This is a genomic window from Williamsia phyllosphaerae (assembly GCF_014635305.1).
Taxonomy (GTDB): Bacteria; Actinomycetota; Actinomycetes; order Mycobacteriales; family Mycobacteriaceae; genus Williamsia_A; species Williamsia_A phyllosphaerae.
The window spans coordinates 1,156,626-1,183,591 of the sequence record NZ_BMCS01000001.1 but is presented as its reverse complement, the minus strand read 5'-3'; the positions used below and the strand labels follow the sequence as shown (position 1 = coordinate 1,183,591).

Annotated in this window: 25 protein-coding genes; 12 read left to right on the top strand and 13 right to left on the bottom strand. The window is 67.4% G+C overall.

Annotation, left to right across the window (positions count from 1 at the left end; translation table 11 throughout):
• Positions 1 to 47 precede the first annotated feature (47 nt).
• The 3 genes from IEV93_RS05455 to IEV93_RS05445 are packed head-to-tail and all read right to left on the bottom strand — an operon-like array spanning position 48 to position 6,173.
• Positions 48 to 1,742: a (2,3-dihydroxybenzoyl)adenylate synthase gene (locus IEV93_RS05455; RefSeq protein WP_229704902.1), complete on the bottom strand. Its 1,695-nt coding sequence runs from the start codon at positions 1,740 to 1,742 to the stop codon at positions 48 to 50.
• Complete coding sequence (locus IEV93_RS05450) at positions 1,739 to 4,060, bottom strand: hydantoinase B/oxoprolinase family protein (protein ID WP_188487633.1); 2,322 nt, start codon at positions 4,058 to 4,060, stop codon at positions 1,739 to 1,741. The genes IEV93_RS05455 and IEV93_RS05450 overlap by 4 nt, the downstream gene beginning before the upstream one ends.
• Positions 4,061 to 4,070: 10 nt before the next feature.
• A complete protein-coding gene (locus tag IEV93_RS05445; RefSeq protein WP_188487631.1) occupies positions 4,071 to 6,173 on the bottom strand; it encodes a hydantoinase/oxoprolinase family protein in 2,103 nt (700 codons plus the stop codon).
• Positions 6,174 to 6,442: 269 nt separating this feature from the next.
• Between IEV93_RS05445 and IEV93_RS05440 the strand changes: the two genes are divergently transcribed.
• From IEV93_RS05440 to IEV93_RS05425, 4 genes are read left to right on the top strand one after another with little or no spacing between them, the layout of a single operon-like run.
• Entirely contained in the window at positions 6,443 to 7,201 is a 759-nt protein-coding gene (locus IEV93_RS05440; RefSeq protein WP_188490392.1) for a maleate cis-trans isomerase family protein, read from the top strand.
• An 18-nt stretch (positions 7,202 to 7,219) separates the two neighbouring features.
• Positions 7,220 to 7,858, top strand: coding sequence for a VOC family protein (locus IEV93_RS05435; protein ID WP_188487629.1), 639 nt, complete (start codon positions 7,220 to 7,222; stop codon positions 7,856 to 7,858).
• Complete coding sequence (locus IEV93_RS05430; protein ID WP_188487627.1) at positions 7,855 to 8,100, top strand: hypothetical protein; 246 nt, start codon at positions 7,855 to 7,857, stop codon at positions 8,098 to 8,100. The genes IEV93_RS05435 and IEV93_RS05430 overlap by 4 nt, the downstream gene beginning before the upstream one ends.
• Positions 8,097 to 9,326, top strand: coding sequence for an alpha/beta hydrolase (locus IEV93_RS05425; protein ID WP_188487625.1), 1,230 nt, complete (start codon positions 8,097 to 8,099; stop codon positions 9,324 to 9,326). The genes IEV93_RS05430 and IEV93_RS05425 overlap by 4 nt, the downstream gene beginning before the upstream one ends.
• A gap of 17 nt (positions 9,327 to 9,343) precedes the next feature.
• Here IEV93_RS05425 and leuS read toward each other — a convergent pair whose 3' ends face one another.
• Positions 9,344 to 12,169, bottom strand: a complete 2,826-nt coding sequence (leuS, locus tag IEV93_RS05420; protein WP_188487622.1) for a leucine--tRNA ligase — start codon at positions 12,167 to 12,169, stop codon at positions 9,344 to 9,346.
• Positions 12,170 to 12,231: 62 nt separating this feature from the next.
• Here leuS and IEV93_RS05415 point away from each other — a divergent pair, with 62 nt between their 5' ends.
• Positions 12,232 to 12,678 carry an SdpI family protein gene (locus IEV93_RS05415; RefSeq protein ID WP_188487620.1) on the top strand — a complete coding sequence of 149 codons (447 nt, stop codon included), beginning with the start codon at positions 12,232 to 12,234 and terminating at the stop codon, positions 12,676 to 12,678.
• A gap of 16 nt (positions 12,679 to 12,694) precedes the next feature.
• On the top strand, positions 12,695 to 13,693 hold the full coding sequence (locus IEV93_RS05410; protein ID WP_188487618.1) for a bile acid:sodium symporter family protein: 999 nt from the start codon (positions 12,695 to 12,697) through the stop codon (positions 13,691 to 13,693).
• A 6-nt stretch (positions 13,694 to 13,699) separates the two neighbouring features.
• On the opposite strand, the gene IEV93_RS05405 is transcribed toward IEV93_RS05410, so the two are convergent.
• On the bottom strand, positions 13,700 to 14,329 hold the full coding sequence (locus tag IEV93_RS05405) for a TetR/AcrR family transcriptional regulator (RefSeq protein WP_188487616.1): 630 nt from the start codon (positions 14,327 to 14,329) through the stop codon (positions 13,700 to 13,702).
• A 107-nt stretch (positions 14,330 to 14,436) separates the two neighbouring features.
• On the opposite strand from IEV93_RS05405, the gene IEV93_RS05400 reads away from it, so the two are divergent.
• Positions 14,437 to 15,102 (top strand): peroxiredoxin-like family protein, encoded by a 666-nt coding sequence (locus tag IEV93_RS05400; protein WP_188487614.1) that lies wholly within the window; start codon positions 14,437 to 14,439, stop codon positions 15,100 to 15,102.
• Between the two features lie 18 nt (positions 15,103 to 15,120).
• Here IEV93_RS05400 and IEV93_RS05395 read toward each other — a convergent pair whose 3' ends face one another.
• On the bottom strand, positions 15,121 to 15,849 hold the full coding sequence (locus IEV93_RS05395; RefSeq protein ID WP_188487612.1) for a mycothiol-dependent nitroreductase Rv2466c family protein: 729 nt from the start codon (positions 15,847 to 15,849) through the stop codon (positions 15,121 to 15,123).
• 35 nt (positions 15,850 to 15,884) lie between these two features.
• On the opposite strand from IEV93_RS05395, the gene IEV93_RS05390 reads away from it, so the two are divergent.
• Positions 15,885 to 16,205, top strand: a complete 321-nt coding sequence (locus IEV93_RS05390) for a glutaredoxin domain-containing protein (protein WP_188487610.1) — start codon at positions 15,885 to 15,887, stop codon at positions 16,203 to 16,205.
• A 6-nt stretch (positions 16,206 to 16,211) separates the two neighbouring features.
• On the opposite strand, the gene IEV93_RS05385 is transcribed toward IEV93_RS05390, so the two are convergent.
• The 3 genes from IEV93_RS05385 to IEV93_RS05375 are packed head-to-tail and all read right to left on the bottom strand — an operon-like array spanning position 16,212 to position 18,001.
• Complete coding sequence (locus tag IEV93_RS05385) at positions 16,212 to 16,922, bottom strand: TVP38/TMEM64 family protein (RefSeq protein WP_229704901.1); 711 nt, start codon at positions 16,920 to 16,922, stop codon at positions 16,212 to 16,214.
• 37 nt (positions 16,923 to 16,959) lie between these two features.
• Positions 16,960 to 17,391: a nuclear transport factor 2 family protein gene (locus tag IEV93_RS05380; RefSeq protein ID WP_188490390.1), complete on the bottom strand. Its 432-nt coding sequence runs from the start codon at positions 17,389 to 17,391 to the stop codon at positions 16,960 to 16,962.
• Positions 17,392 to 17,437: 46 nt separating this feature from the next.
• The gene (locus IEV93_RS05375) at positions 17,438 to 18,001 is read right to left on the bottom strand and encodes a molybdenum cofactor biosysynthesis protein (protein WP_188487608.1); all 564 of its coding nucleotides are present in this window, start codon (positions 17,999 to 18,001) and stop codon (positions 17,438 to 17,440) included.
• A 27-nt stretch (positions 18,002 to 18,028) separates the two neighbouring features.
• Here IEV93_RS05375 and IEV93_RS05370 point away from each other — a divergent pair, with 27 nt between their 5' ends.
• Positions 18,029 to 18,328, top strand: a complete 300-nt coding sequence (locus IEV93_RS05370) for a hypothetical protein (RefSeq protein WP_188487606.1) — start codon at positions 18,029 to 18,031, stop codon at positions 18,326 to 18,328.
• 1,165 nt (positions 18,329 to 19,493) lie between these two features.
• Here the strand turns inward: IEV93_RS05370 and IEV93_RS05365 are convergent.
• Both IEV93_RS05365 and IEV93_RS05360 read right to left on the bottom strand, forming a co-directional pair.
• Positions 19,494 to 19,808 (bottom strand): DUF4429 domain-containing protein, encoded by a 315-nt coding sequence (locus IEV93_RS05365; RefSeq protein WP_188487604.1) that lies wholly within the window; start codon positions 19,806 to 19,808, stop codon positions 19,494 to 19,496.
• Between the two features lie 16 nt (positions 19,809 to 19,824).
• The gene (locus IEV93_RS05360; protein ID WP_188487603.1) at positions 19,825 to 21,171 is read right to left on the bottom strand and encodes a TerD family protein; all 1,347 of its coding nucleotides are present in this window, start codon (positions 21,169 to 21,171) and stop codon (positions 19,825 to 19,827) included.
• A gap of 1,023 nt (positions 21,172 to 22,194) precedes the next feature.
• Here IEV93_RS05360 and IEV93_RS05355 point away from each other — a divergent pair.
• The 3 genes from IEV93_RS05355 (at position 22,195) to IEV93_RS05345 (ending at position 25,348) form a co-directional block, all read left to right on the top strand.
• Positions 22,195 to 23,352, top strand: a complete 1,158-nt coding sequence (locus tag IEV93_RS05355; protein WP_188490607.1) for a hypothetical protein — start codon at positions 22,195 to 22,197, stop codon at positions 23,350 to 23,352.
• Between the two features lie 64 nt (positions 23,353 to 23,416).
• Entirely contained in the window at positions 23,417 to 24,892 is a 1,476-nt protein-coding gene (locus IEV93_RS05350; protein WP_188487600.1) for an HTTM domain-containing protein, read from the top strand.
• Positions 24,893 to 24,952: 60 nt separating this feature from the next.
• Entirely contained in the window at positions 24,953 to 25,348 is a 396-nt protein-coding gene (locus IEV93_RS05345; protein WP_188487598.1) for a CD225/dispanin family protein, read from the top strand.
• Between the two features lie 17 nt (positions 25,349 to 25,365).
• On the opposite strand, the gene IEV93_RS05340 is transcribed toward IEV93_RS05345, so the two are convergent.
• On the bottom strand, positions 25,366 to 26,277 hold the full coding sequence (locus tag IEV93_RS05340; protein ID WP_188487596.1) for a 2-dehydropantoate 2-reductase: 912 nt from the start codon (positions 26,275 to 26,277) through the stop codon (positions 25,366 to 25,368).
• 4 nt (positions 26,278 to 26,281) lie between these two features.
• Positions 26,282 to 26,863: a YqgE/AlgH family protein gene (locus IEV93_RS05335; protein WP_188490389.1), complete on the bottom strand. Its 582-nt coding sequence runs from the start codon at positions 26,861 to 26,863 to the stop codon at positions 26,282 to 26,284.
• Positions 26,864 to 26,966 lie beyond the last annotated feature (103 nt).

The window sequence follows — 26,966 nt, the reverse complement described above, 5'->3', positions numbered from 1 at the left end:
GATCTCCATACGATCGATCCGGGTGTGGACTGCGTGGTCGCCCGGCCTCAGCGGTCGGCGAGCACCTTGTCGGCGATGTCGGCGCGCAGACTCTTCTTGTCGATCTTGTTGACGGTGGTTCGGGGGAGCGCCGACACCCACTCGAGCCGCTCGGGCCACTTGAACTTCGCGACTCCGAGGCGGGTCAGGTGCTCACGAACTTGGGTCAGGGACAACTCGTCCTGTGCTGCCACGAGATACGCGCAGGTCTTTTCGCCGAGGCGCGGATCGGGCATCGCGACGACAGCCGCGTCGTCGATCCCGGGATGCTCGACGAGCAGGAACTCGAGCTCCTCGGCGTTGATCTTCTCGCCGCCCCGGTTGATCAGGTCCTTGATGCGTCCCTCGATGGACACGTACCGGACGTCGTCGATGACGACGATGGTCGCCAGGTCGCCGGTCCGGTAGAACCCGTCCGTGGTGAACGCCGACCGATTGTGTTCGGCCGCATCGAAATATCCCACGATCGTGTACGGACCGCGACAGCACAGTTCCCCGACCACACCGTCGGGGACCTCGGTCTCGGTACCCGGTTCGAGGATGCGGACCTCGTCGTCCGGGGCGACCGGCGTACCGACGGTCTCCACCCGGGCCCGCAACGGGGCACCGAGAGGCGTCACCGCAAACATCCCCTCCGACATCCCGAAGAGTTGCCCGCCCCAGTGGCTTCCGCCGTCGTCGACCCGGGCCATCAGCTCCGCGGACACCTTGGCACCGGACAGGATGACCCTCCGCAACCGGTCGCGGACCCGGTCGAACCCGGCGTCCATGACCGCCTGATAGTGCCCGTGCCCGATGAGGACCTCGGTGGCCCCGGCCCGTTCCATCAGGTCGAACGCACTGGCCGCGTCGGCGGTCGCGAGTACGAGACAGGCCCCGACGGAATGCGACGCGTGGAGTCCGCACACGATGCCGGCGTTGTGGATGATCGGGATCAGATGGGCCACCCGGCTCGTCTCGTCCCACCCCAGCCACCGCGCGTACATCTCGGCGTTGTTCCAGTACTCGGCGTGGATACGCGGGATCACCTTGGGCACACCGGTGGTTCCGCCGGACAACTGGAACGCGACGACGTCCTGCGGGTGGATGTCGTGTTCGATCGCCTCGACGGTGCGCCGTGCCGCCGTCGGGTCGACGTCGAGACCCAGGTCCTCCATTCGGATGGAGCCGGGCTCGGCGGACGGCGCACCCACCGTGAGGATGTGCCGAACGGTGTCGCCGCCGGCCGCGTGCTCATGGGCGAAGCGCAGCAGGTCGAACGCCGGGTCACCGACCTCGACGACGTGTGCCACCGCACCGACGGTCCGGCTGACGTGCCCGATCTCGTGCATCCGGTGCGCGGCCAGCGTGGCGACGGGCACGAGGCCCGCCTTGAGGCAGCCGTACCAGGCGAGGACGGTCCCGAGACGATTCGTCAGCTGGAACACCACCGGGTCGAGTCGGCGCAGACCGAGGTCGATCAGCCCGGCCGCGACGGCATCGGTGCGCCGGTCGAGTTCGGCGTAGGTCATCGACCCCTCGGCGGTGATCACCGCCGGCCGATCGGGATGACGTAGCGCGATCTGGTGGAACCTGCGTCCCGTCGGATCCGCGCTCCACGAACCGGTCTCGCGGTGGCGCCGTGCCCGCTCGGGCGGATACGGGATCAACCGACCGTCCCAGTCGTCGAACGTGGTCTCGCCACGCGCGTCGATCGTCGTCACCGCGTCGCCACCGCCGGCAACAGTCGCGAGATCTCCAGCGAGTGGTCTGGGTGATCGGCGGGCACGATGCCCGAATAGATCGCAGTCCAACAGCCCGGGCAGCACAGCTGACGGAACACGATCGGGGTGTCGACGTACTCGGTGGGGTCGGACGTGACCTGGGGACCTGCCGTCGTGGACGGGCCCTCGAACCTCGCCAGATCCAGAACACCGCCGTTCTTGTCGTCGCCGAGCAACCGACCGCAGTGCGCACACGCGATGACACGCGAGTCACCGACGCTGACCTCGACGAGGTTGTCGTCCAGTCGTCGTCCGAGGCTCAGATCCATGGTCGGCGCATCGGAGTGCCGCGTGGACCGCTCACGACGTTCGGTCAGCATGGACGTCCGTAGGTCCGCGGTCGCACGATCATCGGCCCCATTGTGGTCGACGACGACGCCGTAGACCGCGGCCGCACCGTCCACGGTGACCTTGCCCTCGCGCAGGTCGATCGCGACAGCAGCCGGATCACGCTGCAGCGGATCGCCGTACCCTCCGCCACCCTGCCAGTGCATGTACAGCACTTCCCCTGGTGCCACGTAGCTCTCCGCGTAGCAGGCCCCGAACTCCCGGCCGCCGCCGAGTTCATCGAGGTCACCGGGGATAAGACCGGCCGCGAACTGCTCGTTGATGTCGGTGCCGCGGGCCAGGATCTCGAGGCCGGTGTTGCCGGGGTATCCGCCCGCGAGACCGTTGTTCTGGGCCACGGCCTTGCCCGCGGATGCCAGGACCAGCCCCATGGGCAGACTGGTGCCATACGGGGTGACCGCCAATGACGCGCTCACACCGCCACGTTGACGGCCGGGGCCGCCGGAGTCGGGCTCCTCGCGGCGCCACAATGTGAGCAGGGGGTAGAGGAACTCGGTCATCTCGGTGTCCGGGATGCGGCCCATCGGGATGCAGAAGAGGCCTCCGGTGTCCATGCCGTCGGCGGTGGGACGCGCCCCGTATCCGCCGGCCATGGGCTCCATCATGATGTTGAGGAACGGGACCGGTTGTTCGGCCCGCTCGTCCAGCCCCGCGATGACCGCGGTGTCCCAGGTGCCGCAGCACGCCGCCTGCACACTCGTTCCCAGATCAACCGAACGGTCGAGCATCTGCGAAAGACACTCCGCGATCAGGGTTCCGGTCAACCACGCGGGGCCGATAGGGCCACGGCTCACGGCCGCCGGGAAGGTCGCGTTGTTGATGGTGCCTTCCTCGGACACCAGGTCGAAGCACCGCATCAGTCCACCCGCCGACCACGGGATGTCGCCGGCCAGGATCGGGAGCAGAGCAAGCATGACGCCACCGCGCATGCCGGCGTAGGTGCAGTTGATGACGCCGGTCTGCTTGTCGGTACCGGTGAAGTCGAATGTCAGGTGGTCGGCGGTCTTGCTCATGGCCACGGTGATCTTGTGAACCTCACGGTCGCCGACGCTCGACTGGTCCTGATATCCGGTCGCTTTCCACGTGCCGTCCGGCAGCGAGGTGAGCTTCGCCCGGAGGCGGCCCTCGGCGTCGGTCATCATGCGCTTCATGACGGCCTTGACCGTGTCGGCGCCGTACTGCTCGATGACCGCGTGGATACGGTTGCGCCCCACCGTGTTGGCGCCGATCTTGGCGCGCAGGTCGAGACCCACGAGCATCGGGACACGGGACCGGCGGACCCATACGTCGGCGACGTCGCGCTGGAGCTCGAAGTTGCGGACCACCTTGATCGGTGGTGTGGGCAGTGACTCGGAGAAGACGTCCTTGGCGGACGGGTCGAACGACCCGAGACCGGAGCCGCCGAGATCCGGCTCGTGGCAGATGGCGCTGGTCCAGCTGAACAGCTTGCCCTCGTGGAAGATCGGTTGGTAGACGATGACGTCGCTCTGGTGCAGACCGCCGCCGACCCAGGGGTCGTTGCAGAGGAACATGTCGCCCTCTTCGATGCCGGGATTGGTGGCGCGGTGCTGCAGCGTCCAATAGATGGCGAGGTCGACGGCACCGACGAGCATCGTGTTGTAGAGACCGACCTGGACCTCCTGGCCCAGTTCGTCGCTCACGGCGAAGTCGAAGTCGTTGGCGTCGGTGACGATCGGCGAGCCCGACATCCGTTTGAGTGCTTCACCCATCTCGTCGGTCACCGACCACAGCCGGTGACGGATCACCTCGTAGGTGAGCGGGTCGAGGTCATCGATCTGCTGCTGGGTCACCGTGTGGATCTGCAGGCTCGGCGGCAGCGAACGGGCGAGGGCGTCGGGATCGACGGGACGGCTCGAGAAGATCTCGGAGCCGGGGATCGGTGAGGTCATGGGGGCGCTCCTACTGGGCGACGATGGAGAGGTTGCCGAGACGGTCGACTGTGCCGGTGGTGCCGTGGGGTACGACGACCGTCGTGGTGGGGACCTCGACGATGGCCGGGCCGGTCAGGACGTGGCCGGCGGAGAGCTTGCTGTAGTCGTAGATGTCGCTGTCGACGAACCCGACCCGTCCGTCGAGACAGACCTTTCGACTACCGATCCGGGCCGCGGAGGCGTCCGGCGAGTCGGCCGACTTCACCTCGGGCAGGGTCGGCGAGAACGGCAGCACGCCGGTCGCGCGGACACGGTAGGTGATGGCCTGGATGCCGGCCTCACGGAACCCGCTGTCCTTGCCGTAGAGGTCGGCGTAGCGCTGCTCGAACAGATCCGATGCGTGCGCGACACTCGTCGAGTCGAGCGCACCCTCGGGGAGTGAGGTCGCCACCTCGGCGAGCTGCATCGTGTAGCGCATGTCGATCTCACGCTCGACCTCGATGCTCGTGAACGAGAGTCCCTGACGGCTCAGCGCCGCACGGACTCGCTCCTCCAGTCCGGCAAAGTTCCGCTCGGCCCGGGCGGGATCGAGCGGCATGGCCGCCGGGTCCGAGAGTTCCGCCGCCAGAACGATGTTCGAGGAGGCCAGACCATAGGCGGAGAACGCGGACGCGACCTGACCGAGCGGGACGACCACCTCCTTCACCCCCACCTCGGCGGCATACCCGGCGCAGTGCGCGGGGCCCGCGCCGCCGAATGCGTAGAGCACGAACTCACGCGGATCGTGCCCGGCCTCGACGACGGTCTTGCGCAGCAGGTCACCGGTCTGGGCGTTCTGTACGGCGTAAATGGCGGCCGCGGCATCCTCGACCGACAGACCGAGCGGCTCGGCGATGCGTCGGCGGATCGCTTCGCGTGCGAGGTTCTTGTCGAGCGGCTTGCGCCCACCCAGCAGGCCCCGCTCGGGGAGGATGCCGAGCACGAGGTTGGCGTCGGTGTTGGTGGGCTCGGTGCCGCCCTGCCCGTAACAGGCCGGACCGGGGACCGCCTGCGCACTGTGCGGTCCGATCTGCAGGTTGCCGCCCGGATCGACCCAGGCGATGGCGCCACCCCCGGAACCGATCGCATGCACCTCGAGGGTGGGGACGTTGATCGGGTGGTGGTTGATGATCGTGCTCGACGCACGGACCGGCTCGCCGTCGACGACCAGGCCGACGAGGAACGTCGTGCCCCCGACGTCGGTGGCGATGACGTTGCGGTGACCCAGTTGCCGACCGAGGGAGACCGCGCCGACGACGCCACCGGTCAGCACCGACCCGACCGTGCTGATCGCGTTCCTCGGTGCCTCGGCCGCGGCGACCGCGCCACCGTTGCTCTGCATCACCAGCAGCGGCCCGGCCAGCTTCAGATCTCGCAGCTTCGACTCCAAAGATCCGAGGTAGTCACGCAGGCCCGGACCGATCTGCGTACTCATGATGGTCGTGGCGTTGCGGGCGAACTCCCGGATTCGGGGGCTCACCTCGCTGGACATCGAGACGAACATGTCCGGGTCGATCTCACGCACGAGTTCCCGCATCCGCTCCTCGTGGACCGGGTTGCGGAACGACCACAGCAGCGAGACCGCGATCCCCGACACCCCGTCGGCCACCAGAGACCGGATGGCCGCACGCGCGGAATCCTCGTCGAGCGCGACGACGATGTTGCCGTCGCGATCGATCCGCTCGGTCACCTCCAGCGCGTGTCGCTTGGGGACCAGACCGTGGGACTTGCTCTGCCCCATGACGTTCTGCAGCTGCTCGGGTGAGCCGCCGAGGTAGCGGCCCTCGACGTTCATGATGTAGATCGAGTCGCGATGACCCTTGGTCGTGAGGAAGCCGACCGGCGGGACATTGCCCATGACGAGCGCGTTCAGTGACGACGTCGTGCCGTGCGCGATGTGATGGGTGTCGGCCAGCATTTCCTCTACCGGGCGCCCCAACTGTTCGGCCAACGCCACCAGGACATCGATGACCCCCCGCGAGTAGTCCGGGGGCGTCGACGGGGCCTTGGCGGCGACCACGGTGCCGGAACTGTCGTCGAGTACTGCGTCTGTGAACGTCCCGCCGACGTCCACTCCGATCACATAGGTCATGCCGGTGTGCTCCTTCTGATACGAGTCGAAGACGCCGGCGACAACGGGACGACTCCCGAGCCTGCTTACGTCTGCGTTGAGTATTCGACGCTGATGATGACATGTCAAGCACCAATTGTGAGTGCGGTCACCGCGTGCGGCAACTGTGCCCACCGCCATTCCGTGTCGCGCTGCTGGTGGCCGGGCCTTGACGGATCGTCGTGCGCGTCGAATAATCATCGCCAGTGTCGAACAATTTCGACACCATCACCCACCGGAAGGCCCAGCCCATGACCACCCACCGCATCGGACTCGTCGTACCGAGTTCCAATGTGACGGTCGAGACGGAGATGCCCGCACTGCTGGCCCGGCACCCCGACGCCTCGTTCTCCTTCCACTCGAGCCGCATGCGGATGACGGCGGTCTCCCCCGAGCAGCTCCGCGCCATGAACGCCCAGCGGGAGCGGTGCATCCTCGAACTCGGCGACGCCGGTGTGGGCGCGATGCTCTACGCGTGTCTCGTCGCGTTGATGGCAGCCGGTCCCGGTGAACACCAGCGGGTGGAGGGGTTGATCGCCGAGCAACTCGCGACGGGCGGGTCCGACGCCGCGGTGCGTTCGAGCGCCGGTGCACTGATCGAGGGCCTCCGAGCTCTCGGCGCCACCCGCATCGCCCTCGTCACCCCGTACATGCGACCGCTCGCCGTCAAGGTTGTCGAGTACATCGAGGCCGAGGGCATCGCCGTCACCGACTGGCGCGCGCTGGAGGTGTCCGACAACGCCGAGGTCGGCGTCATCCCGGGGTCGCGCGTCATGGACGCGGCTCGCTCACTCGATCTGACCGGTGTCGACGCGCTCGTCATCTCGGCCTGCGTGCAGATGCCGTCGTTGCCCCTCGTGCAGGCCGCCGAGGACGAGTTCGGTGTACCGGTCCTCTCGGCCGCCACCGCGGGTGCCTACAGTCTGCTCCGCGCCCTGGACCTCACTGTCGATCTGGCCGGTGCCGGCTCGCTCCTGCGTGCCGACGCACCCGCACCGGCCACGATCTGAAACTGCAAGGAGAGCAACATGCCTGAACTGAATCACAAGGTCCGAGGCGTCGACCACGTCGCCTACCCGACGTTCGACCCGGCCGGAACCGTCGAGTTCTACCGTGACGTCCTCGGCTTCCCGGTCGTGCACTCGATCTGCGCGGCGGGCTGGGGGCCGGAAAAGCATCCCGACTTCATCCACTTCTTCTTCGACATCGGCAACGACGACCGGCTGGCGTTCTTCTACTACTTCGGACTCGAACCGTTCGAGGGTGGACCGCAGGGCGACGCCTACTCGCGCTTCGCCGACGACGTCCCGATCTTCTTCATCCGGTCTCGACACCTGGCCATCCACGTCGACGACGAGGACGACCTGCTCGAGTACCGCCGCCGGCTCGACAGCAGCAACTGGCCGGTCGAGATGCAGATCCAGCACGAGACCATCGAGTCCATCTACACCCACGACCCCAACGGCTACATGATCGAGATCACCAGGGCGATGCGACCGGTGACGCCGCAGGAAGACCTCGACGCGGAGCTGACCATCGACGCCCTGGTCGACGTCGTGCGCGGCCCGGATCCCAGCATGGCGAACCTGCTCGCGCGCAAGGCCGAGCTCATCGTCGAGCGTGCCGCACAGTGGGTCCCGTCCGACGAGGAGGTGGTGGCGCGGTGACCACCCTGTACGTGCTCGACATCCCGGAGAACCACGACCTCGCCGCGGTCGCGGACAAAGACCCCTCGGTCGTGGTCGATCACGTCGGGCCCTACTTCCGGATCGTCTCCGACACCGACATCGTCATCGACCGTCGCGCGACCGGGTGTCGGCACGCGGTCTGGTACAGCAGCGTCGCCGGCCTTCAGGAGAGCCGGATCACGCAGTGGGACAAGGACGCCATGCGCGTCGTGGGGTCGTGACCGTCACCCGCCTCGGCGCGGGCCGGTACATCGACGCGGCGCAGGCCCCGGCGAACACCGTCACCTCGGTCCACGAGTTGACGACATCAGACGGCGCGAAGGTCGCCGGCGTCCTGCGGACAGTCCCCGGCGCACGGACCGTTGTCGCGCTGATGCACCCCCGCCAAGATCTGACGCACCACGTCCTGGTCCCGGAGCTGCTGGCCCGCGGGTTCGGGGTGTGGACACAGGGCACGCGCTCCCCCAACAACGACATTGCGCTGGTCCATGAGCAGGCGCTGCTCGACGCGGCCGCAGGCCAGGTGTTCCTCCGCGACGCCGACTTCGATCATGTTGTGACAGTTGGCCATTCCGGCGGTGGTACGCTGTTCGCGTTCTACCACCAGCAGGCCGGACTGTCCCCGGAACTTCGCCTGAGTCGGACACCGGCCGGTCGACCGATCGATCTCGCGTCGGCCGACATGCCCGCGCCCGACGGTGCCGTGTTCATGGCGCCGCACCCGGGGCAGGGTGCGCTGCTGCTCCGCCTCATCGATCCCTCGGTGGTCGACGAATCCGACCCGCTCTCGGTCGACCCGACCCTCGATCCGTTCGATCCGGACAACGGGTTCGCCGAACCCCCACACAGTGCGCAGTACCCGGACGATTTCATCCGGCGGTACCGAGCGGCGCAGCGTGCGCGGGTCGAACGTCTCGACCAGATTGCCCTCGACCGGGTGGCCGAGGCGGCGACCGCACGGCGTCGGCACAAGGACAGCGGGGACGCGAGAGACCGTCGCGCGGCGCTGGTCCCGCGCGTGCTCACGGTGTACCGGACCGACGCCGACCTGCGGTTCACCGATCTCTCGCTCAGTCCGAACGACCGACCCTACGGATCTCTGTTCGGTCGGCGGCCGGACCTCACGAACTCCGGTCTGGTCGGCTTCGCACGGTTCAGCACCCCGGACGCGTGGTTGTCGACGTGGTCCGGTCTGTCGACGAATGCCGACTTCCTCCGATGCGCCCCCGGCATCACGGTGCCGTCGCTGTTCGTCGAGCTCAGCGGCGACCAGGCATGTTTCCCCGAGGATGCAACGGCGATGACCGAGGCCATCGGCGCCGCCGACGTCACCCGCACATGCGTCGCCGGAACGCATTTCGGCGGACCCATCAGCGACGGCGCCCCGACTGGCGCGAGCCTGGCCGCCGCCGACATCGGGCAGTGGTTGGCCGAGCGCTTCGGCTGACGGGCCGCCCCAACGAATCAGGGAACGATGTTGATCATCTTGCCTGGCACGTAGATCACCTTGCGGGGTTCGCCGTCGAGCAACGGTGCGATCTTCTCGTCGGCCAGAGCCGTTGCGGTGACAGACGCCTCGTCTGCGTCGACTGCGATGGTGATGCGGCTGCGCACCTTGCCCTTCACCTGGATCGGGATCTCGACGGTGTCCTCCACCAGCAACGCCGCGTCGGCGACGGGGAACGGTCCGCGCGCCAGCGGCGCGGTGTGGCCCAGCCGTCCCCACAGTTCCTCGGCGATGTGCGGGGCGACCGGAGCCAGCATCAGCAACAACGGTTCGACCACGTCGCGCGGTGCGCCCTTTGCGTACTCCTTGGTTAGGTGGTTGGTCAGCTCGATCAGTTTGGCCACCGCAGTGTTGTCGCGCAGTGCGGCGTAATCGTCGCGGACACCCGCGATCGTCTTGTGCAGCAGCTTGTTCGCCGACTCACTCGGCGCGGCGTCGGTGACGCGGACCTCACCGGTCTCCTCGTCGACGACGAGACGCCACACCCGCTGCAGGAACCGTTGCGCGCCGACCACGTCCTTCGTGGCCCAGGGGCGGGACTGATCGAGCGGGCCCATCGACAGCTCGTAGACACGCAGCGTGTCAGCGCCGTAGTCGCGGCAGATGTCGTCGGGCGCAACGGAGTTCTTGAGCGACTTGCCCATCTTGCCGTACTCGCGGTTGACCGGTTGCCCTTCGTAGAAGAACCCGCCGTCGCGCTCTTCGACCTCCTCCGCGGGCACGTAGACCCCGCGGGCGTCGGTGTAGGCGAACGCCTGGATCATGCCCTGGTTGTACAGCTTTCGGTACGGCTCCTTCGACGTGACGTAGCCCAGGTCGAAGAGCACCTTGTGCCAGAAGCGTGAGTAGAGCAGATGCAGGACGGCGTGTTCGACACCGCCGACGTACAGGTCGAGACCACCGGGGTCGTCCGGACCGTGGACGTCGGTCTGCGGTCCCATCCAGTACGCCTCGTTCTCCTTGGCGCAGAACTGTTCTGAGTTCGTGGGGTCGATGTAGCGCAGCTGGTACCACGAGCTGCCCGCCCACTGCGGCATGACGTTGGTGTCGCGGGTGTAGTGCTGTAGGCCGTCACCGAGGTCGAGATCGACGTTGACCCAGTCGGTGGCCTTGGCCAGCGGGGGAGAGGGCACGCTGTCGGCGTCGTCGGGGTCAAAGGACACCGGCGCGAAGTCGGCGACCTCGGGCAACGCCACCGGGAGATCGGCCTCGGGGATCGGATGCGGTTCTCCCGCAGCGTCGTAGACAATGGGGAAGGGTTCGCCCCAGTAGCGCTGACGGGCGAAGAGCCAGTCGCGCAGCTTGTACTGCACCGTGCCGGTGCCCGCGCCCTGCTTCTCCAGCCACTCGATGATCGTGGCCTTGGCGGCGTCGACCCGCAGGCCGTCGAGGAAGCCCGAGTTGACGATGGCGCCGTCGCCGGTGAACGCGGCGTCGAGGACGCCTTGCTCGGACCCGATCACCTCGACGATGGGCAAACCGAACGCGGTGGCGAACTCGTGGTCACGCGGATCGTGCGCCGGCACGGCCATGATCGCACCGGTGCCGTATCCGATCAGGACGTAATCGGCGATGAACACCGGGATCTGGCGTCCGTCGACCGGGTTGACGGCGTAACCGCCGGTGAAGACACCGGTCTTCTCCTTGTTCTCCTGACGCTCGAGATCCGACTTCGCCGCGATGCCCGCGCGGTACTGTTCGATCGCAGCGGCCGGGTCGGCGGCGCCACCGGTCCAGCGCTCGTCGACATCGGCGGGCCACGAGTCGGCGGTCAGTGCGTCGACCAGGGGATGCTCGGGGGCCAGCACCATGTAGGTAGCGCCGAACAGGGTGTCGGGTCGGGTGGTGAAGACCTCGATCGCGGCGTCGGAACCGGGGACCGGGAAAGCGACCTGGGCGCCCCGGGACCGGCCGATCCAGTTCTGCTGCATGGCCTTGACCTTGTCCGGCCAGTCCAGCAGGTCGAGGTCGTCGATGAGACGGTCGGAGTACGCAGTGATCCGCATCATCCACTGCCGCAGTCGTTTCCGGAAGACGGGGAAGTTACCGCGATCGCTGCGCCCGTCGGCGGTGACCTCCTCGTTGGCCAGCACCGTGCCCAGACCCGGGCACCAGTTCACCATCGAATCCGACTGGTAGACCAGGCGGTATCCGTCGATGACGGTGGCGCGACCGGCCGAGTCGAGATCGGCCCACACCGAACCGTCGGCCGGGGTGCGCGCGCCGGAGTCGAACTCGGCGATCAGCTCGTCGATCCGCCGTGCGCGGCCCAGGTCGGTGTCGTACCAGGCGTTGTAGATCTGAAGGAAGATCCACTGCGTCCAGCGGTAGAACTCCAGGTCCGTCGTCGCCACCCGGCGACGCTCGTCGTGCCCGAGCCCGAGGCGACGGATCTGCGCGAGGTAGCGCTCGATGTTCGCCTTGGTGGTCGTGCGGGGGTGGGTACCGGTCTGCACGGCGTACTGCTCGGCGGGCAGGCCGAACGAGTCGAAGCCCATGGTGTGGAGCACGTTGGCGCCGTCCATGCGGTGGAAGCGCGCGTAGACGTCGCTGGCGATGAAGCCGAGCGGGTGACCGACGTGCAGGCCTGCGCCCGACGGGTACGGGAACATGTCCTGGATGAACAGCTTTCCGCTGGCCGCACCCCGGGCGAATGTGGAGAGATCACCGGCCAGCGGGCCCACCGGATTGGGGGCCTCGAAGCTCCGGTTGTCGTTCCAGTTCCGCTGCCAGCGCTCTTCGATCTCGCCGGCCAGCTGGGCGGTGTAGCGGTACTCAGTCACCTGACCAGCGTAAAGCGTCCCCTGACAGTGACGGTTGGCGGTGTCGCTCGTATCATCGAGGAGTGAATTCTGTTGCCGTCGGTATCTCTGTCGCCGACTTCGTGCTCGCTGTCGCCTTCGGCGTGACCGGTGTGCTCGGACTGATGCGGCGCCTGCCCCGTAATCGCTTCGTCGGGATCCGTACCCCCGTGACGCTGCGGTCGGACGAGACGTTCGCCGTCGCGCACGTCGTCGCCGGGCCGGGCCTGGTGGGTGGCGCGGTCATCCTCGCGCTGGCCGGGGTCATCGGGATCGGCTCCGCAGGAGGGGTCGGACTGGCGTTCGCGCTGGTCGGCCTGGTCGCCGCGCTGGTCATCCTCGGAGCGGCCAGCTCCTTCGGTCTGCGCGCCGCGGCGCGTGTGCCGGACTGGGACCAGTCCGACAGCTGTGGCACCGGCGGAGGGTGCGGTAGCTGCGCACTGTCGGGGGCGTGCGCGGCTCCCGGCGCGTCGTCCACCAGCGTCTCGTAGACACCGCGAGGGTCGCGTGCTCAAACGACTCCACATCGACGGCTTCATCCTGGCCATCCTGGCCACGGTGGGCGTCGCGACGCTGCTCCCCGCCCGCGGAGAGTTCGCCGACATCACCTCGTGGGTCGTCGTGGCCGCCATCGCCCTGCTGTTCTTCCTCTACGGCGCGCGCATGCACCCACGCGAGGCGCTCGAAGGGCTGCGGCACTGGCGTCTGCACCTGACGATCCTGGCCTTCACGTTCGCCCTGTTCCCCCTGATCGGTCTCGCGCTCAAACCGATCGCACCGCACGTACTCGGCGACGACGTCTACACCGGCGTGCTCTTCCTGTGCCTCGTGCCGTCGACGGTGCAGTCGTCCATCGCGTTCACCTCCATCGCCCGCGGCAACGTCGCCGGGGCGATCGTCAGCGCGTCGGCGTCGAACCTGCTCGGCGTCGTGCTCACGCCGCTGCTCGTGGTGGCGCTCATCTCCAGCACCGGGGGCATCACGATCTCGTGGACCTCGATCCTGACGATCGTCCTCGAGATCCTCGTTCCGTTCATCGTCGGACAACTCGCGCGACCGCTGATCGGCGGATGGCTCACCCGGCACGCGAAGCCGACAAAGCTGGTCGACCGCGGATCGATCGTGCTCGTCGTCTACTCGGCGTTCAGCGAAGGGATGCGCGAGCACATCTGGTCGACGGTGCAGTGGTGGCAGGTGCTGGTGCTGATCGCCGGGTCGATCGTCCTCGTCGGGGCGCTGCTGTGGCTCACCGGATTCGCCGGACGGCGCCTGCATTTCGACCGCGCCGACACCATCGCGATCCAGTTCTGCGGGACGAAGAAGAGTCTGGCCACCGGGCTGCCGATGGCCGCGGTGCTGTTCTCGGGCAGCAACGTGGGGCTGATCGTGTTGCCGCTGTTGGTTTTCCATCAGATCCAGCTGATGATGTGTGCCTGGTGGGCGGGGCGGCTCAGTCGCGACCCGGTCGATGAACGTGAGAACGCGAACGCCCCGGCCACCACCTAGCGGGATTCAGCGGGCAAGCAGTCGCGCGTGGGCGACGACCGCGTCGAGAGCGGCCTCCAACGGGGCGGTGTCGCGGTGGATCTGGGCCATCAGCAGGCCGCCCTGCAGGGATGCGAGCGTCGACCTGGCCAATGACTCGGTGTCGACGTCGCCGCGCAGGACGCCGCCGGTGCGCATCGACTCGTAGCCACGTCGAATCGCCCGCTCCCACCGCGACAGCGCCTGTGCGACACCGGCGCGCGCATCCGGATCGATCTCGGCGACCTGCACGCCCAGCGATCCCAGTGGACATCCACCCGAACACCCGCCGAGGCGCTGGTACTCGACGATCCAGGCGCACCACCGTCGTAAGCCATCGATCGAGTCGAGTTCGGCGAACATCGCCTCGTGCGCACCGACGATCGTCTCGTCCTGGTGCGCGATCACCGCGTGCACCAGCGCGTCCTTGTCTGCGAAGTAGTGATAGATCTGCGAACTGCTCACCCCGGCGCGGGCACGGACGTCCTCCATGGTCGTGCCCGCCACGCCGGTGTCGAGCATCAACTCGGCCGCCGCGTTCACGATCCGCGCCCGCGTCTCGCGACCCCTGGCGGTGAGCGGTCGGCCGGTGTTCGTGCGGTGCGCGTCGACGGTCATCACACCAGCGTAGGTTTTCTGGATTGGACAGTCCAGTTTCTGATGGGCAGGCTGGCGTCACCGCGGCGACGCGCCCCGGGGAACCGCACACCAGACAAGGACCGACGATGACCACATCGCAGGATTCGATGACCCAGCAGCTGACGGCAACCCTCGAGGGGTCGCTCACCCAACTCCCGGCCGAGGTCAGCGCGGCGTTCGCCGCCGACCGGGACGACCTCGACTCCGCGGGCGCCCCCGCCGGTGTCGCCGCGGTCGGTACGGCGGTGGCCGACGTCGACCTCGTCACCGCGCAGGGCGACACCACCCGTCTGCACAGCGAGCTGGGTGGGCGTCCGGCCGTTCTCGTGTTCTACCGCGGCGCATGGTGTCCGTACTGCAACGTCGCGTTGGGGGCCTACCAGCGTGAACTCGTGCCGGCACTGACCGAACGCGGCGCGACCCTGATCGCCATCAGCCCGCAGAAGCCAGACGGCTCGCTCAGCGCGCAGGAGTCCAACGAGCTGACCTTCACGGTCCTGTCCGACCCGGGCAACACATTGGCCGGAAACCTTGGCATCATCGCGCCCAACAACCCCGACGCCATCGCCGCGCAGAAGCAGCTGGGGCTCGACGTCACCGAGCACAACGCCGACGGCACCGCCGATCTGCCGTTCCCGACCGTCGTCGTGCTCGACGCCGCCGGGACGATCTCGTTCATCGACGTGCACCCGAACTACACGACCCGCACCGAGACGGCCGACATCATCGCGGCGGTCGACGCGCTCAGCTGACCGACATCGGGGCGTCGTCTACCGCTTCTGGCGGCGCGACCCTCCGTGCCAGTCCTCGGTGACACCGGTGTCCTCGTCGCTCACGCCGAGTGCACGGAGCTGGGGCCGTTCGCGCAGGCTGCGCTTGAGTTCGGCGAAGCCGGGGAACTGCGCGAGCCCGATGACGTGATCCCAGAGTTCGGCCGCCTCCTCCACGCGGGGGAGGCGGCTGATCACGGGACCGAAGAACGCGACCCCCTCGGGCGGTCGGAAGTGGATGATCGGTGTCCCGACGTCCTTGCCGGTGAGCCCGAGCGCCTCGTCGGTCTCGGCCTGGATCACCGCGTCCCACTTGTCGTCGTCGAGCGCCGCGAGGTGCGTCGACCCCATGCCGAGGTCGTCGAGGATCGGCGCGACGAAGTCGGTGGTACCGCGGCGTTCGTGCGCCTCGGCCTCGTCGGGGACGGGCTCGGAGTCGAAGATCTTCTCGCCGAGCGCGGCGTAGAGAGCGGTGACGCCGTCGCGGCCGTACTGGTCGCGAACCGACGCGGCCACGCGGAGGAGCCGGAGCCCCGCGGTGTGGCCGGCCTCGTACTCCGGTGGGAAGTGCGCGGCGTAGTCGATGTGGGAGTTGAGGAGTCGCAGCGAGATGAACCGCCACTCGACGGTGTAGTCGCGCTCCCTCTGCACCATGCGGACCCATTTGCTGGTCATCCACGCGAACGGGCAGACGGGGTCGAAGTAGAAGTTGATGTCAGCGGTGGCCATGTGTCCACACAAGCACACCGCGTAGAACTGAACGCATGAGTACACAAGCGTTCGTCGACGGCGTCGAGGTGGCGTGGCGCCCGGGGTGCCCGTTCTGCATGAAGTTGCGTACCCAGATCCGGCTGCGAGGGATTGCGACCACCGATTTCGACATCTGGTCGGATCCGTCGGCGGCCGAACGGGTGCGGCAGGTGACGGGCGGCGACGAAACCGTCCCCACCGTGTTCGTCGGGACCGAGTCGATGGTCAACCCGTCGATCAAACAGGTTGTCGCGGCGATGGAACGTCAGCTGCCCGGTAGGACAGACCTGATGCGAAAGCCAGGGCTGCTGGCCAGGATCCGCGGTAGGGGCTGAGCCCGCTCAGCGACCCGCGACGTCGCCGGCCACCGGCAGCTCGTCGTCGGCCCGCCCGCCGTGGCGGAGTCGGCGTGCGGCGTACCCGGAGACCAGCGTGATCACGATGACTGCGGCCAGTGCGCCGAGGAAGGGCCACGACAGTGGCGACGTCCCGTACGCGCCGACCGCGGTGTACCCGATCGCGGAAGGCAGGATGCCCACGACCGTGCCGACGAGGTAGTCCCGTTCGCGGATCGCACTGAGCCCGGCCGCGTAGTTGACGACCGCGAACGGGAACGGGATCAGTCGGATGAGGACCATCGCGATCAGGCCGCGACGCTGCAGGATCGCGTCGATCGAGGCGATGCGCTCCCACCCGAGCCGAGCCACACCGTCGCGTCCGAGCCAGCGGGCAAGTCGGAAACCGAGCCACGCGCCGATCGTCGCGCCGACCATGACGACGGTGGCGCCCTCGATCAGTCCGAACAGCAATCCGCCGGCGATGGTCAGGGCGCTCGCGGGGAACGGCGTCAGCGACACCGCGATGTAGACCAGTACGAACACGAGGAGACCCCACGCCCCGGCACCGTCGACACGATCGCGCAACGGCTGGGGGTCGGGGATGTCGACGGTGACGGCGACGACGACCATCGCGACGACGATCGCCACGAGGAGAGCAGCTTTCCACCGATGGTTGAATCGGCTCTTCGAGCCGATCGGCACGGTGTCGTCCACATCTCTCCCCGGGGTCGACACTCAGACTAGTGGCCGGTCAGTCCAGGACGATGTCGTGCCCGGGGCCGCGTTCGTCGTCGGGGCGGACCCCGAAGTACCGGCGGTCGGATTCGGCGATCGGAGTGTCGTTGATACTCGCCTCACGACGCCGCATGAGCCCGTTCTCGTCGAACTCCCACAGTTCGTTGCCATAGCTGCGGAACCACGCGCCGTCGGCGTCGTGCCACTCGTACTGGAACCGCACCGCCATGCGGTTCTCCCGGAATCCCCACAGGCTCTTGCGTAGGACGTAGTCGAGTTCGCGCTCCCATTTGGCGGTCAGGAACTCCACGATCGCGGGGCGGCCGGTGAGGAAGGTGTCGCGGTTCCGCCAGACCGAGTCCGGCGTGTACGCGAGGCTCACCTTCTCCGGATCCCGGGTGTTCCACGCGTCCTCGGCGGCCTGCACCTTCGCGATCGCGGTGTCCATCGTGAACGGGGGCAGGGGCGGGCGCGGCTCGGGGGTGCTCACGGACTCATCTTCTCTCGTCGACCAACGGCTGCGCGCGGCGAACCTGCTCCGCAGCCCGCGCCGGATCGAGATCCACCGAGCACCGGATGACCGCGGGACCGATGCGCAGCACGCCGTCGGTGAGCGGCTGCGCCCGCAGACCGCCGCGGCCGATGAGCGCTTTGCGCGCACCCTCACCGGCCATCGTGTCCATCCAGGAGCACGGGTGGGCGGGGCGACCGCCGCGGAACCGGATCGGGCCGTCGCCGGTGTCGATCTCGAACTCCTCGCCGCGCAGGGGATCGAGTTCGAGTCCGCGGACGGCGACGTTGCGACGCGCGACCACCGGGTCGGCGCCGTCGGTGGCGGCCTCCCAGGCCTCGAGCGCCAGGAAGGTCACCGCGGCCTCGGTGTGCGCCTTCACCCCGAAGAACCGGTCGCCGCGGATGCCCTTGTCGGCGACGATGTCGACGTGGTCGGGGAGCGCGGTGGGTACATCGTCGGCGGGGCCGTCCTTGGCGCGTCCGAAGTAGGCGTGCCCCGGCGACACCAGCAGCGTCACCACCTCGAAGCGGTATTCGCGATCCATGCACTCCACGCTGGCACACTGGTGGATGTGACGGCACCCGGAGACCCGCAGAGCTACTCGTCGGGCGAGCGCGTCTTCGGCCCGCCCCGCGGCACCTTCGACCCGGATTGGGCGGCAACGGCGTTGCGCTCCAACCGCCCCGAGCTCGACCATCCGACCTCGGTCCGTCTGGTCACCCAGGCGTGGGAGCTGTTGCGCGAGCGCAGTATCCGCGGGGACGAGCTGACGGCAGCCCTGGCGTCGGAGTCCGGTGTCGACGCCGATCTGGCCGGCGCGGTCTCGGCCATCGCGACCGAGACCGCACGCTTTTATCTGGACCGCCCCTGACGGGCGTAGATACACGCAGCGGTCGGTCTTGCGGCCCCTTCGTCGCCTGCGTGTGCGCCTCCGGCTGAATGACAGCCCGGAGCTGGGGACCTCGCACAATGAGAGGGGCCACCGTTGTTTAGCTGTCCACATCCATTGGTTGAACGGCCGAAACCGCCACTCATTTCGGCCAGATGATTCCGAGGTCGAGCCGCGGCCCTACTCCGGACTCCCAACAAGCCCGACTCGACGGATGTCGAGATCGCGCCTGCGAACATCTCGGGTGCCGACCGCTGCTCAACGCGCACCTCGAGCACTCGTAATCCGGCCCTGAAATTCGGGTTGCGATTGATTTCCCGCAGCGCGGTAACGCTGTCGGCGCCATCAGCTATACACAAGTTCAGTGCGCAGTCTGCGCCCGTTACCCGTTGAAGGGTCTCTGCCTATGAAGCCGCCGCCCGATCTGTCGGAGTCTATTTCCGAATGCACCCTGACGGTGATGCGCCGGCGAGTGTCTGTTCTTGTGAATTTGTGGGGCTTGCCGTGCGGATAGGTATCGGCGGCAGCCTTTTCGGCATCCGAGGAGGTATCTCTACCCGCGGCATTGGCGTCGGCGCGGGCCCGCTCTCTGTCAGCTCCTCGTGGCGTCGGCGAGGCCGCCGATCCAGGAGCGGGGGCGGCTGGACCTGGCTCATCGTGGTGATGATCGTTGCCTTCGTCGCAGCGTGGCCATACCTGCTGGCGACCTACGTTGCTGTGCAGCTGGGGGCCGATAACCCCTCCACAACACGCGCCATCATCGGGTGGGTCTTTGAGACGCCCTGGCTGGTCTTCCTGATCATCGTTGGCCTTATGGCCGCTTTCGGGTCGAAAACTACGACGACCGGCCAGGCGTCCGCATCCACTCCAACCGGCAACGAGATTCGCCAGGTTCGGCGGGGGAAGTCCTCGGCTTACGTGCACTTCGGATGCACCGTCAACCACCGGACCCCGGAGACCGCGTCCCGCTGCACCAGCCGGCGAACCTGAAGCTTCGACTCGCGAGTCAAATGGCACGCCTTCGCACGGGGGCTTGAACATGAACTAGGGCCTTGGGGTCGCCGGTCAGACAGCACTCGCCCGTGACGTCCTTGGATGCCTTACGAGGTTCGCTGACCGCACTCGAAGTCGGCAGCGACGTGCCTTCTCATGACGGCCGGTTGTTGCTGTAAGCAACGGCTTTCAGCCACTGGTACAGCTCGACGAACGGTTCGGCGTGGCCGTAGGTGAAGAGAACCGTGTGAAGATCGGTGGCCTGGGGCTTACCGGGTTCGACACCGGCAACGATCAGCTGAAGGTGGCCGTTGATCAATCGCGTTGCCTCGGTGAACCGGGCGCCTTCGATCTCTTCGATCGGTATGCGGTGGTTTTTTATGAAAAGCCTTGTCGCACCGGTGGGCTTCATAATGACGCTGTCACCCTCGATGACCAGTGTCTTTCCGTATCCGCGGTACTCGACCAAGACTGCTCCTCCGAACCTAGTTCTCGACATCGACGCCGTGGTCGCGCGCGAGGCCTGCCAGACCGTCTGACCACCCTTGCCCCAGTGCGCGAAGCTTCCAACCCCCTGCTCGTCGGTATACCTCTGCGAGGACCATCGCAGCGACGGGCGCAGGCGGCGGTGAGAACCGCCAGATGTGGCCGGGGCAGGCGATGGAAACATCGATACCGGCATCAACCAGCGTCGCCCCGTGTGACGGATCGATGGACAGGACGAGCAGCAGTCGATCCACTTCGGCCGGCGCCGCGCTCGGACAAACCACAGCTGACTCAACCGACCGGTCGGGCCGCAACGACTTGCCCACCAGCGTTGCTACCCCCGCGGGGTCGGCGGGTTGGTTGTAGAAAACGAAGTCTTGATCGTTGCGCACGCGTCCGGCGGCGTCGACGAGCAGCACCGACAGGTCAGCCTCTAACCCCCTTATGGTGCTCGACGCGCATTCGAGCCTCGCCGCGCCGATGTCGGGAAGCTGGATGTTCTCGCCAGCAGCCAACCTGACCTCGTCCGCCGCCTCGCTCGGCTGGTTCGCCGCGAGGTGTGGCTCCGGACGCAGATATTCCTGCGGACTGCGGTGATCGTCGCCGAGCCACTGCGGGATAGAGGTCAGCGCGTAGGGGTCAGCTCCGAGTGCGAGGCCTGTTGAACCCGGCGTCGGCGAGCTCAGCTCAGAGTCCAGAAGCGCAAGAGTGTTGTCCGAGTCGAGGTCCTCTGCACTGGCCACGAGCTGCGACAGCTCCGGTGTGTCATCAAGGGGGAGCGGTTTGAGGGCTGTCGAGTAGTTCCCCGACGCCGTCAGACGCACGCTGCATCGGACACCTCTACCCAGGTCGAAAACTCGGAGAGCATCGTCGCTGGTCCGCCAGGAGGCAGCCTCTATCTCCCGGCGGCTCCAGGACCCGAACGCCACGACGCCGAGTCGCCGGTCGGCAGGAAAGCGAGTGATGACCGCGACCGAGACCCGTGTTACCCCGGGCGCAACTGCAAGCGCCTCCAGGATCGTTGCCGTGAGATTCGAGGCGAGGATGTGCAGCCACCACGCCACGGCTTCGCGCTTCGGAAGTGCTCTCAGTGAAGGCTGTCCCGAGCGGTCCACGCCAACTGTTTGCTCCGGCAGGCTGTCGAGATCCTGCTGACGCATCACCACCGACAACGTCGAATCAGCGACACCGACCGCGCAACCGGCCGCGGGGTTGTCAGCAAACGCGGAATTGACGACCTCGATCACGACCGATTCGTCGTTGTCGCGCAATGATTGCCACCACGCGTCGGCCTCAGACACCATCGCCTCGTACACGCGGCGCAAGCGCTTCGACTCCGCATCCACATAGGCCGTCGAATCTGCGGCCGCAGATTCTTTCGCTGCGGCCCGCTCCCCGCGTGCGAACCGACTGATCCCGCGCAGGCGGGCAGCTTCGATCTCTGCCCGGACCGCCGCTAGCGGGATGGGCGGTGGTGGCGGGATCGCTGGACGCGTTCCCGCTTGCCACGTCTGTAGATGGACGCTGACCGAGGACTCCTGCAGCCGACGTAACTCCGCGATTGCTTGGAGTTTTTGGGCGTGCTCGGCGGAGCGCTCGGCCTCGCGTGCCGTGCGGGCAAGCTGTGTCGCGGAGGGCCCGGACCGCGCTGCCGGGCGTCTGGTGGTGGTCCGGCTTCCTCGGTTGCGGTGGGAGCCTCCGATCGACTGATAAGCGTAAAAAGGCCCAAACCCGGTGGAGACCCCCGTTCGACCACTCCCGACGTGAACCCGCGCTGCCCGTGGGCCGATTGACGTCCTCACGCCTCGCGTGGACACGCGTACCCGCATCCCCGGCACACCGACCCGAAAGCCCAACGACATGAGCAGACAGTATCGGCTGCAAACACGTGAATCGGAGCAAAGCGCCGAAGCACAAGCAGCACAGAGCCTGTCCGGGCGGCTTAGATTTGCCCCAACCACGGAGAAAGGAAAGCAGTGTTTGGACTGTGGCGCTCGCGATGGCACTACGCCGACCCGTCTCGTCCAATTCCAGATTTCGTGGCTGACACGTACGGCGAACTCTGGGATGTGCGGGACCGCCTACCAGCGGCTGGGCGTGCACATCCGGTCGTTGCCGTCCTCGGCGACGGTGGCAAATGGTCCTACCTCGGATGGTGGAAAGCCGCTGATACGCCTGCGCAGTTGGAGAAGCGCGAAGACCCGCACATCTACGACGCGGTCCGGTACATAGGCAAAATCTGGAGCGGTGGACTGCCGCCAGAACCACACCTTCATCCAGTTGAGTCCGTGTACCTGACGCGGCGCTAACGACCACCCGGCTGACGACTGCGAGGCGACGAACCGTTCGCGTCTCCGACCGAGTAACCCATGCTGAAGTTGCAGAAGACACCCGATTTCGATGACGCCGTCACCGGCGCCGTCGCAGACAACCAGGGTGCACACCAGAAGACAACGACTACTTCTTCAGCAACTCACCTGGCCGAGCACACCTCATCTTTGATGTTGCCAAGTGGTTCTATCAGGTGGTCGGCGACAGTGAAGCAACAGTGTGACCGGACCCGGGACCGGAGTCTGGGACGAATCTCGTCGTTGGCGGTAGCGTCGGACCCACAGCTTATCGAGTGCCGCGAAAGGATCGTGCGAGTGAAACTGCGACGTCTACTCGGTGATCGTCTGGAGCAGGTCACACGGTCGTGGGACTTGAGTCGGCTCGGCAAAGACGCAGAGCCCGTGTACTGGATGGGCGGCTTCGGCAGTGAACGCCCCGACGGCGCGTCTGGTATTCGGTTCGGTGTGATCGCAGTCGACATCTGGCAAAAGCAACCTTCCCGGTACGCCGCCTTGCGGGCCGAAGAGGCACGCAATGCCGACCGCAGTCGCCTGGCCCGCTGGGCGGCATCGGCAGCGAATGACCACAGGTACGGCCCGAAAGGCGAACCGTTACTGGAGGCCTCCAAGCTCGCCCCTGACGATCTGAAGGCAATTCGAGCCGCCAAGACGACCGCTCCCGGATCGCTTCTCTACGTAGCGTGTGCCCTCGCCACAGCAGTCGAAAATCAGCGTTGCTGGAAGAACCCACTTCTCGACACGATCTCCATTCGCATCGACCTCGCGGACGAGATCCGGCAAATTGCTGAGACCGCATCGAGTATTCGGGACGCGGAGGAATCTCTTGGGCCCAAACCGGCGGGCGATCTTGCCGACGACACTCGGATAGTCGAGATCTACGACCGTAGACGGGCACCCATCGACGAACGGCTGACACTTCTCCGGGAGCGCGTCGAGGCGCTGAGCAAGTACTGGGACAACCTGAAGAACCTGGACCTCGAGTTCGACCGACTCGAATGGATCCGAGAGAAATCAACTGATGATGGTCGCCAGGGGATTGTGGCAGTCGAGCAGGAACGCCAAAGCCTGAGTAGCGTCGCCCGACGCACGGAAGAGGCCGAGGGTGTCAGCGGCGCCGTTGTCCAGAGCCTTATCGATGACGCGCACCGCATCCTCGAATTGAACGAAAACAACTGACCGCATACGTCGGCCGACGGCGACCTCGTCAAGCGGCTCGAAGGGCGCGGTTACCGTCGAGGCCATGAGGCCGACCGCTCCGCTCCCACACGTGGCGGCTCGTCGGCGTCGCGCCGGGGCGGCCGACCCCCGGGTTCGGGAACTGAGCAGTCGATGGTTGTTCGGGCTGTTCTCGACGCTGCTGGCGGGGTCGCTGATCCTGCACCAGCTGTGGTGGGACGGTCTCGAGACGAACTCGCTGCACGCGCTGGTCGTCCTCGCCGCGCTGTGGTTGCTGGTCCGACCGACGTCGGTCGGACGCTTCGCGATCATGCTGGCCGCCGAGGTCGTCGCGGTCGGCCACGACCTGCCCTACGTCGGCGACCACACGCTGGTGGTGTTCGTGACCGGCGTGAGCGTGCTCGCCCTGCCGGCGTGGACCGTCGCCCGGACGCAGCGGCTGCCCGCGCCCGGCGAGTTGTTCGACACGATCGCACCGTTCCTGCGGGTGGCGCTGATCATCGTGTACGCGGCCGCGGCACTGTCGAAACTCAACACCGACTTCCTCGACCCGCAGACCAGCTGCGCCGGCCCGATGTCGCAGAAGATCGCCTTCTTCGACCCGTCGCTGTTGGAGGGGACGTGGCGGATCACGCCGTCGATCTGGACGACCGTCGCCATCGAGATCGCATTGCCGATCCTGCTCGCGATACCCCGGACGCGAGTGGTCGGCCTGCTTCTCGGGTGCGCGTTCCATGTGGTGCTCGCCCTGGCGGGCAACGTCCCGTTCTCCGCCCTGGCCCTGGCGCTCTACGTCGCGTTCGTACCGACGCGCACCGTCCCGGCCCTGCACGCCCTCCTGCTCCGACACCGACGACTGCGGTCGGTGACCCGGTTCGTCGCGACGCCGCCCGCGTCGGTCGTCCTGTTCGTCGTGGGGGTCGGACTGTGGTTCGCGGCAGCACAGGTACTCGGCCGGGACCCGTGGTCGTGGTCCGATGGGCTCGGCGGCCTCGCCCGGCTGGCCATCGTCGTCCTGGTCGTACTCGCCGGGGTCGCGTTCGTGCTCGGTCGGCGACGTCGCGACGGCGTTGCCGAGTACGCCCACCCACGATCGGGTCGGCGCCTCGGGCACCCGATTCTCGTCGTCGCGGTGGCGCTGCTCATCGTGAACGCCGTCTGCCCCTACCTGGGGCTCAGATCGGAGAGCACCTTCACCATGTTCAGCAACCTTCGCACCGAGCAAGGCGCCTGGAACCATCTGTTCATCCCGGAGTCGGTGCGGGTGTTCGGGTTCCAGGATCGGTTGGTGAGCGTCATCGGGACCGACGATCCCGCGCTGGCCGCCCGGACGAGCTCGGGCACCGAGCTGACCCGGTTCGAGCTGAACCGCTACCTGCGGTCGCACCCGCGCGCGGAGGTCACCTGGTCGGAGGCGGGCCCGGACGGTGCGGTCATCCGATCGCGTGGACCCATCGCCGCGGCACCGGGACAGACGCTCGCCGAGAAGCTGTTCCACTTCAAGGACGTACGACCCCGCGATGACGGTGACTGCGGCTAATCTGCTGGGCACACGGGGGAACGCGCCGCGCGATCCTCTTTCATCTGTCGAGGAGACGCGATGACCCAGCCCGACCCCAAGCAGCCCGACCCCTACGCCACCGAATCGTTCACCGGGGATCCCTACGCGCAGAACCCGTATGCGGCGTCGCAACCGCAATACGGCGGCTACGGGCAGCCGCAGCAGTTCACCCCCGCCCCGCCGTCAGCCAACGGCGGCTGGGCGGTCGCGGCGATCATCTTCTTCTGGCCGTTGGCGTTCGTGGCGGTCAGCCGCGCATTCTCGGTGTACCCGCTCTGGGCTCAGGGGCGTTACGCCGAGGCGGAGGCCGCGTCGGCCTCGGTCAAGCGGCTCGGGGTGATCTCGCTGTTCATCATCGCGGCGCTGATCATCCTGTACATCCTGGTGGTGATCATCGCTGTCGCGGTGGGGGTCTCGTCCGACTCGAGCGTCTGAGCCGCCCGGCGTCGGTTCTACCGTCGGCTCCGGTAGAGCGACAGGGTGACCGACGCCGCGGTCAGCAGCGGCACCGACACCGACAGCCGGTCGGCACGGCGGACCAGGTCGGTGACGACGCTGTCGGACTCGACATCGCGGCCGGCGATCATGTCCCGGTACAGCGAGGCGGTGAACGGCGACCCCTCGGCGATGAGTCGTGACCGTGCGCCCTCGACCACCTCGGGCGCCACCGAGATCCCCGATGCGATTGCCACCGAGACACATTCGTCGATGAGCGCGGCCGCGACCGTCGGACCGAACTCGGTGGCGGTCACCTCACCGACGTTCGCGCGCAGTACCGTGGTCAGCGCGGCGGCGGAGGCCAGGAATATCCACTTGTCCCACATGTCGGTGACGATGCGGTCCGAACAGACGGTGTCGAAACCCGCGCCGGCCAGGGTGCGGTCGACCTCGGCGATCCGGTCGGTCATCTCTCCCGACAGCTCGCCGTAGCGCATGAACCGGTCGGGGCCGAGCAGATCGATGGCACCGTCGGGTCCGAGCTGACTCGCGACCACCGCCACGCCGCCGAGCACCGCCGACCCGAAGGCGTCGGTGAGGCGGTCGAGATGTCGCATGCCGTTGAGCAACGGCACCAGACATGTCTGCGGACCGACGGCCGGGGCGACATCGGTGATCGCGGCGTCGAGCGCCTGCTCCTTCACCGACAGGAGGACGAGATCGAACGGCTCGGTGATCTGAGACGCCGTCAGCGTCGACACCGGGGTGCTCGTCTCCCGCCCGGCGTCGCGGACCACGACACCGTCCCGGGCGAGCTGTTCGGCCCGCGTCGCCCGGACGAGGAACGTCACGTCCCGGTCGGCCCGGATCAGGCTCGCGCCGAAGAACCCGCCCACCGCGCCGGCACCGACGATCAGGACACGCATGCCGTCAGTTGCGTTCGACGTCGATGGGATGGGTCGCGAGCAGGGGCAACGGCCACGGCTGACGGCGCAGGACGTCGGCGAAGACGTCGTCGGTGGCGGCGGCCAGCAGGTCGCGCGGCAGCGCCGACGCGACCAGCCACGAGTCGCGACGCAGTTCGTCGTCGAGCTGCCCGATGCCCCAGCCGGAGTAGCCGGCGAAGATGCGGATGCCGTCCAGGGCCCGCTCGAGGTCCTCCGGGTCGGCGTCGAGATCGACCAGGACCACGCGCCCGTCGACCGGTCGGAGACCGGGGACCGCGTCGACATCGACCCCGGGCTTGACCACTCCCAGACACAGCGCCGAATCCTGCTTGACCGGACCCCCGATGAACACCGCACGCGGGGCGGCCGTCAGATCGGTCCACTGGGGGAGGAGGTTGTGCACCGCGGTCTGGCTCATGCGGTTGATGACGACACCGAGGCTGCCCGCGTCGTTGTGCTCGACGATGTAGATGACGCTGCGCCGGAAGGTCGGTTCGGTCAGTGTCGTGGCGGCGATGAGGACGCTGCCCGCGCGGATCCGGCCCGCCTCCACGGTGTCCCACATCGGGTTGAAACCCGTTCCGCGACCACGCGGTCCGTCGACCGGGGAGCCTCCCCCGGAGAGGTCCCCGGCGGAGAAATCGTCCGAGGAGAAATCCTCGGGATCA

Excerpts from the sequence above, each read along its gene's own strand:
- IEV93_RS05450 (WP_188487633.1), bottom strand. The coding sequence starts at position 4,060 with ATGACCTCACCGATCCCCGGCTCCGAGATCTTCTCGAGCCGTCCCGTC.
- IEV93_RS05345 (WP_188487598.1), top strand. The coding sequence starts at position 24,953 with ATGACCCAGCCCGACCCCAAGCAGCCCGACCCCTACGCCACCGAATCG.
- IEV93_RS05375 (WP_188487608.1), bottom strand. The coding sequence starts at position 18,001 with ATGGATCGCGAATACCGCTTCGAGGTGGTGACGCTGCTGGTGTCGCCG.
- IEV93_RS05355 (WP_188490607.1), top strand. The coding sequence starts at position 22,195 with ATGCTGAAGTTGCAGAAGACACCCGATTTCGATGACGCCGTCACCGGC.
- IEV93_RS05400 (WP_188487614.1), top strand. The coding sequence starts at position 14,437 with ATGACCACATCGCAGGATTCGATGACCCAGCAGCTGACGGCAACCCTC.
- IEV93_RS05380 (WP_188490390.1), bottom strand. The coding sequence starts at position 17,391 with ATGGACACCGCGATCGCGAAGGTGCAGGCCGCCGAGGACGCGTGGAAC.
- IEV93_RS05445 (WP_188487631.1), bottom strand. The coding sequence starts at position 6,173 with ATGACCTATGTGATCGGAGTGGACGTCGGCGGGACGTTCACAGACGCA.
- IEV93_RS05335 (WP_188490389.1), bottom strand. The coding sequence starts at position 26,863 with ATGTGGGACACCGTGGAGGCGGGCCGGATCCGCGCGGGCAGCGTCCTC.
- IEV93_RS05405 (WP_188487616.1), bottom strand. The coding sequence starts at position 14,329 with ATGACCGTCGACGCGCACCGCACGAACACCGGCCGACCGCTCACCGCC.
- IEV93_RS05440 (WP_188490392.1), top strand. The coding sequence starts at position 6,443 with ATGACCACCCACCGCATCGGACTCGTCGTACCGAGTTCCAATGTGACG.
- IEV93_RS05395 (WP_188487612.1), bottom strand. The coding sequence starts at position 15,849 with ATGGCCACCGCTGACATCAACTTCTACTTCGACCCCGTCTGCCCGTTC.
- IEV93_RS05340 (WP_188487596.1), bottom strand. The coding sequence starts at position 26,277 with ATGCGTGTCCTGATCGTCGGTGCCGGCGCGGTGGGCGGGTTCTTCGGC.
- IEV93_RS05390 (WP_188487610.1), top strand. The coding sequence starts at position 15,885 with ATGAGTACACAAGCGTTCGTCGACGGCGTCGAGGTGGCGTGGCGCCCG.
- IEV93_RS05350 (WP_188487600.1), top strand. The coding sequence starts at position 23,417 with ATGAGGCCGACCGCTCCGCTCCCACACGTGGCGGCTCGTCGGCGTCGC.
- IEV93_RS05435 (WP_188487629.1), top strand. The coding sequence starts at position 7,220 with ATGCCTGAACTGAATCACAAGGTCCGAGGCGTCGACCACGTCGCCTAC.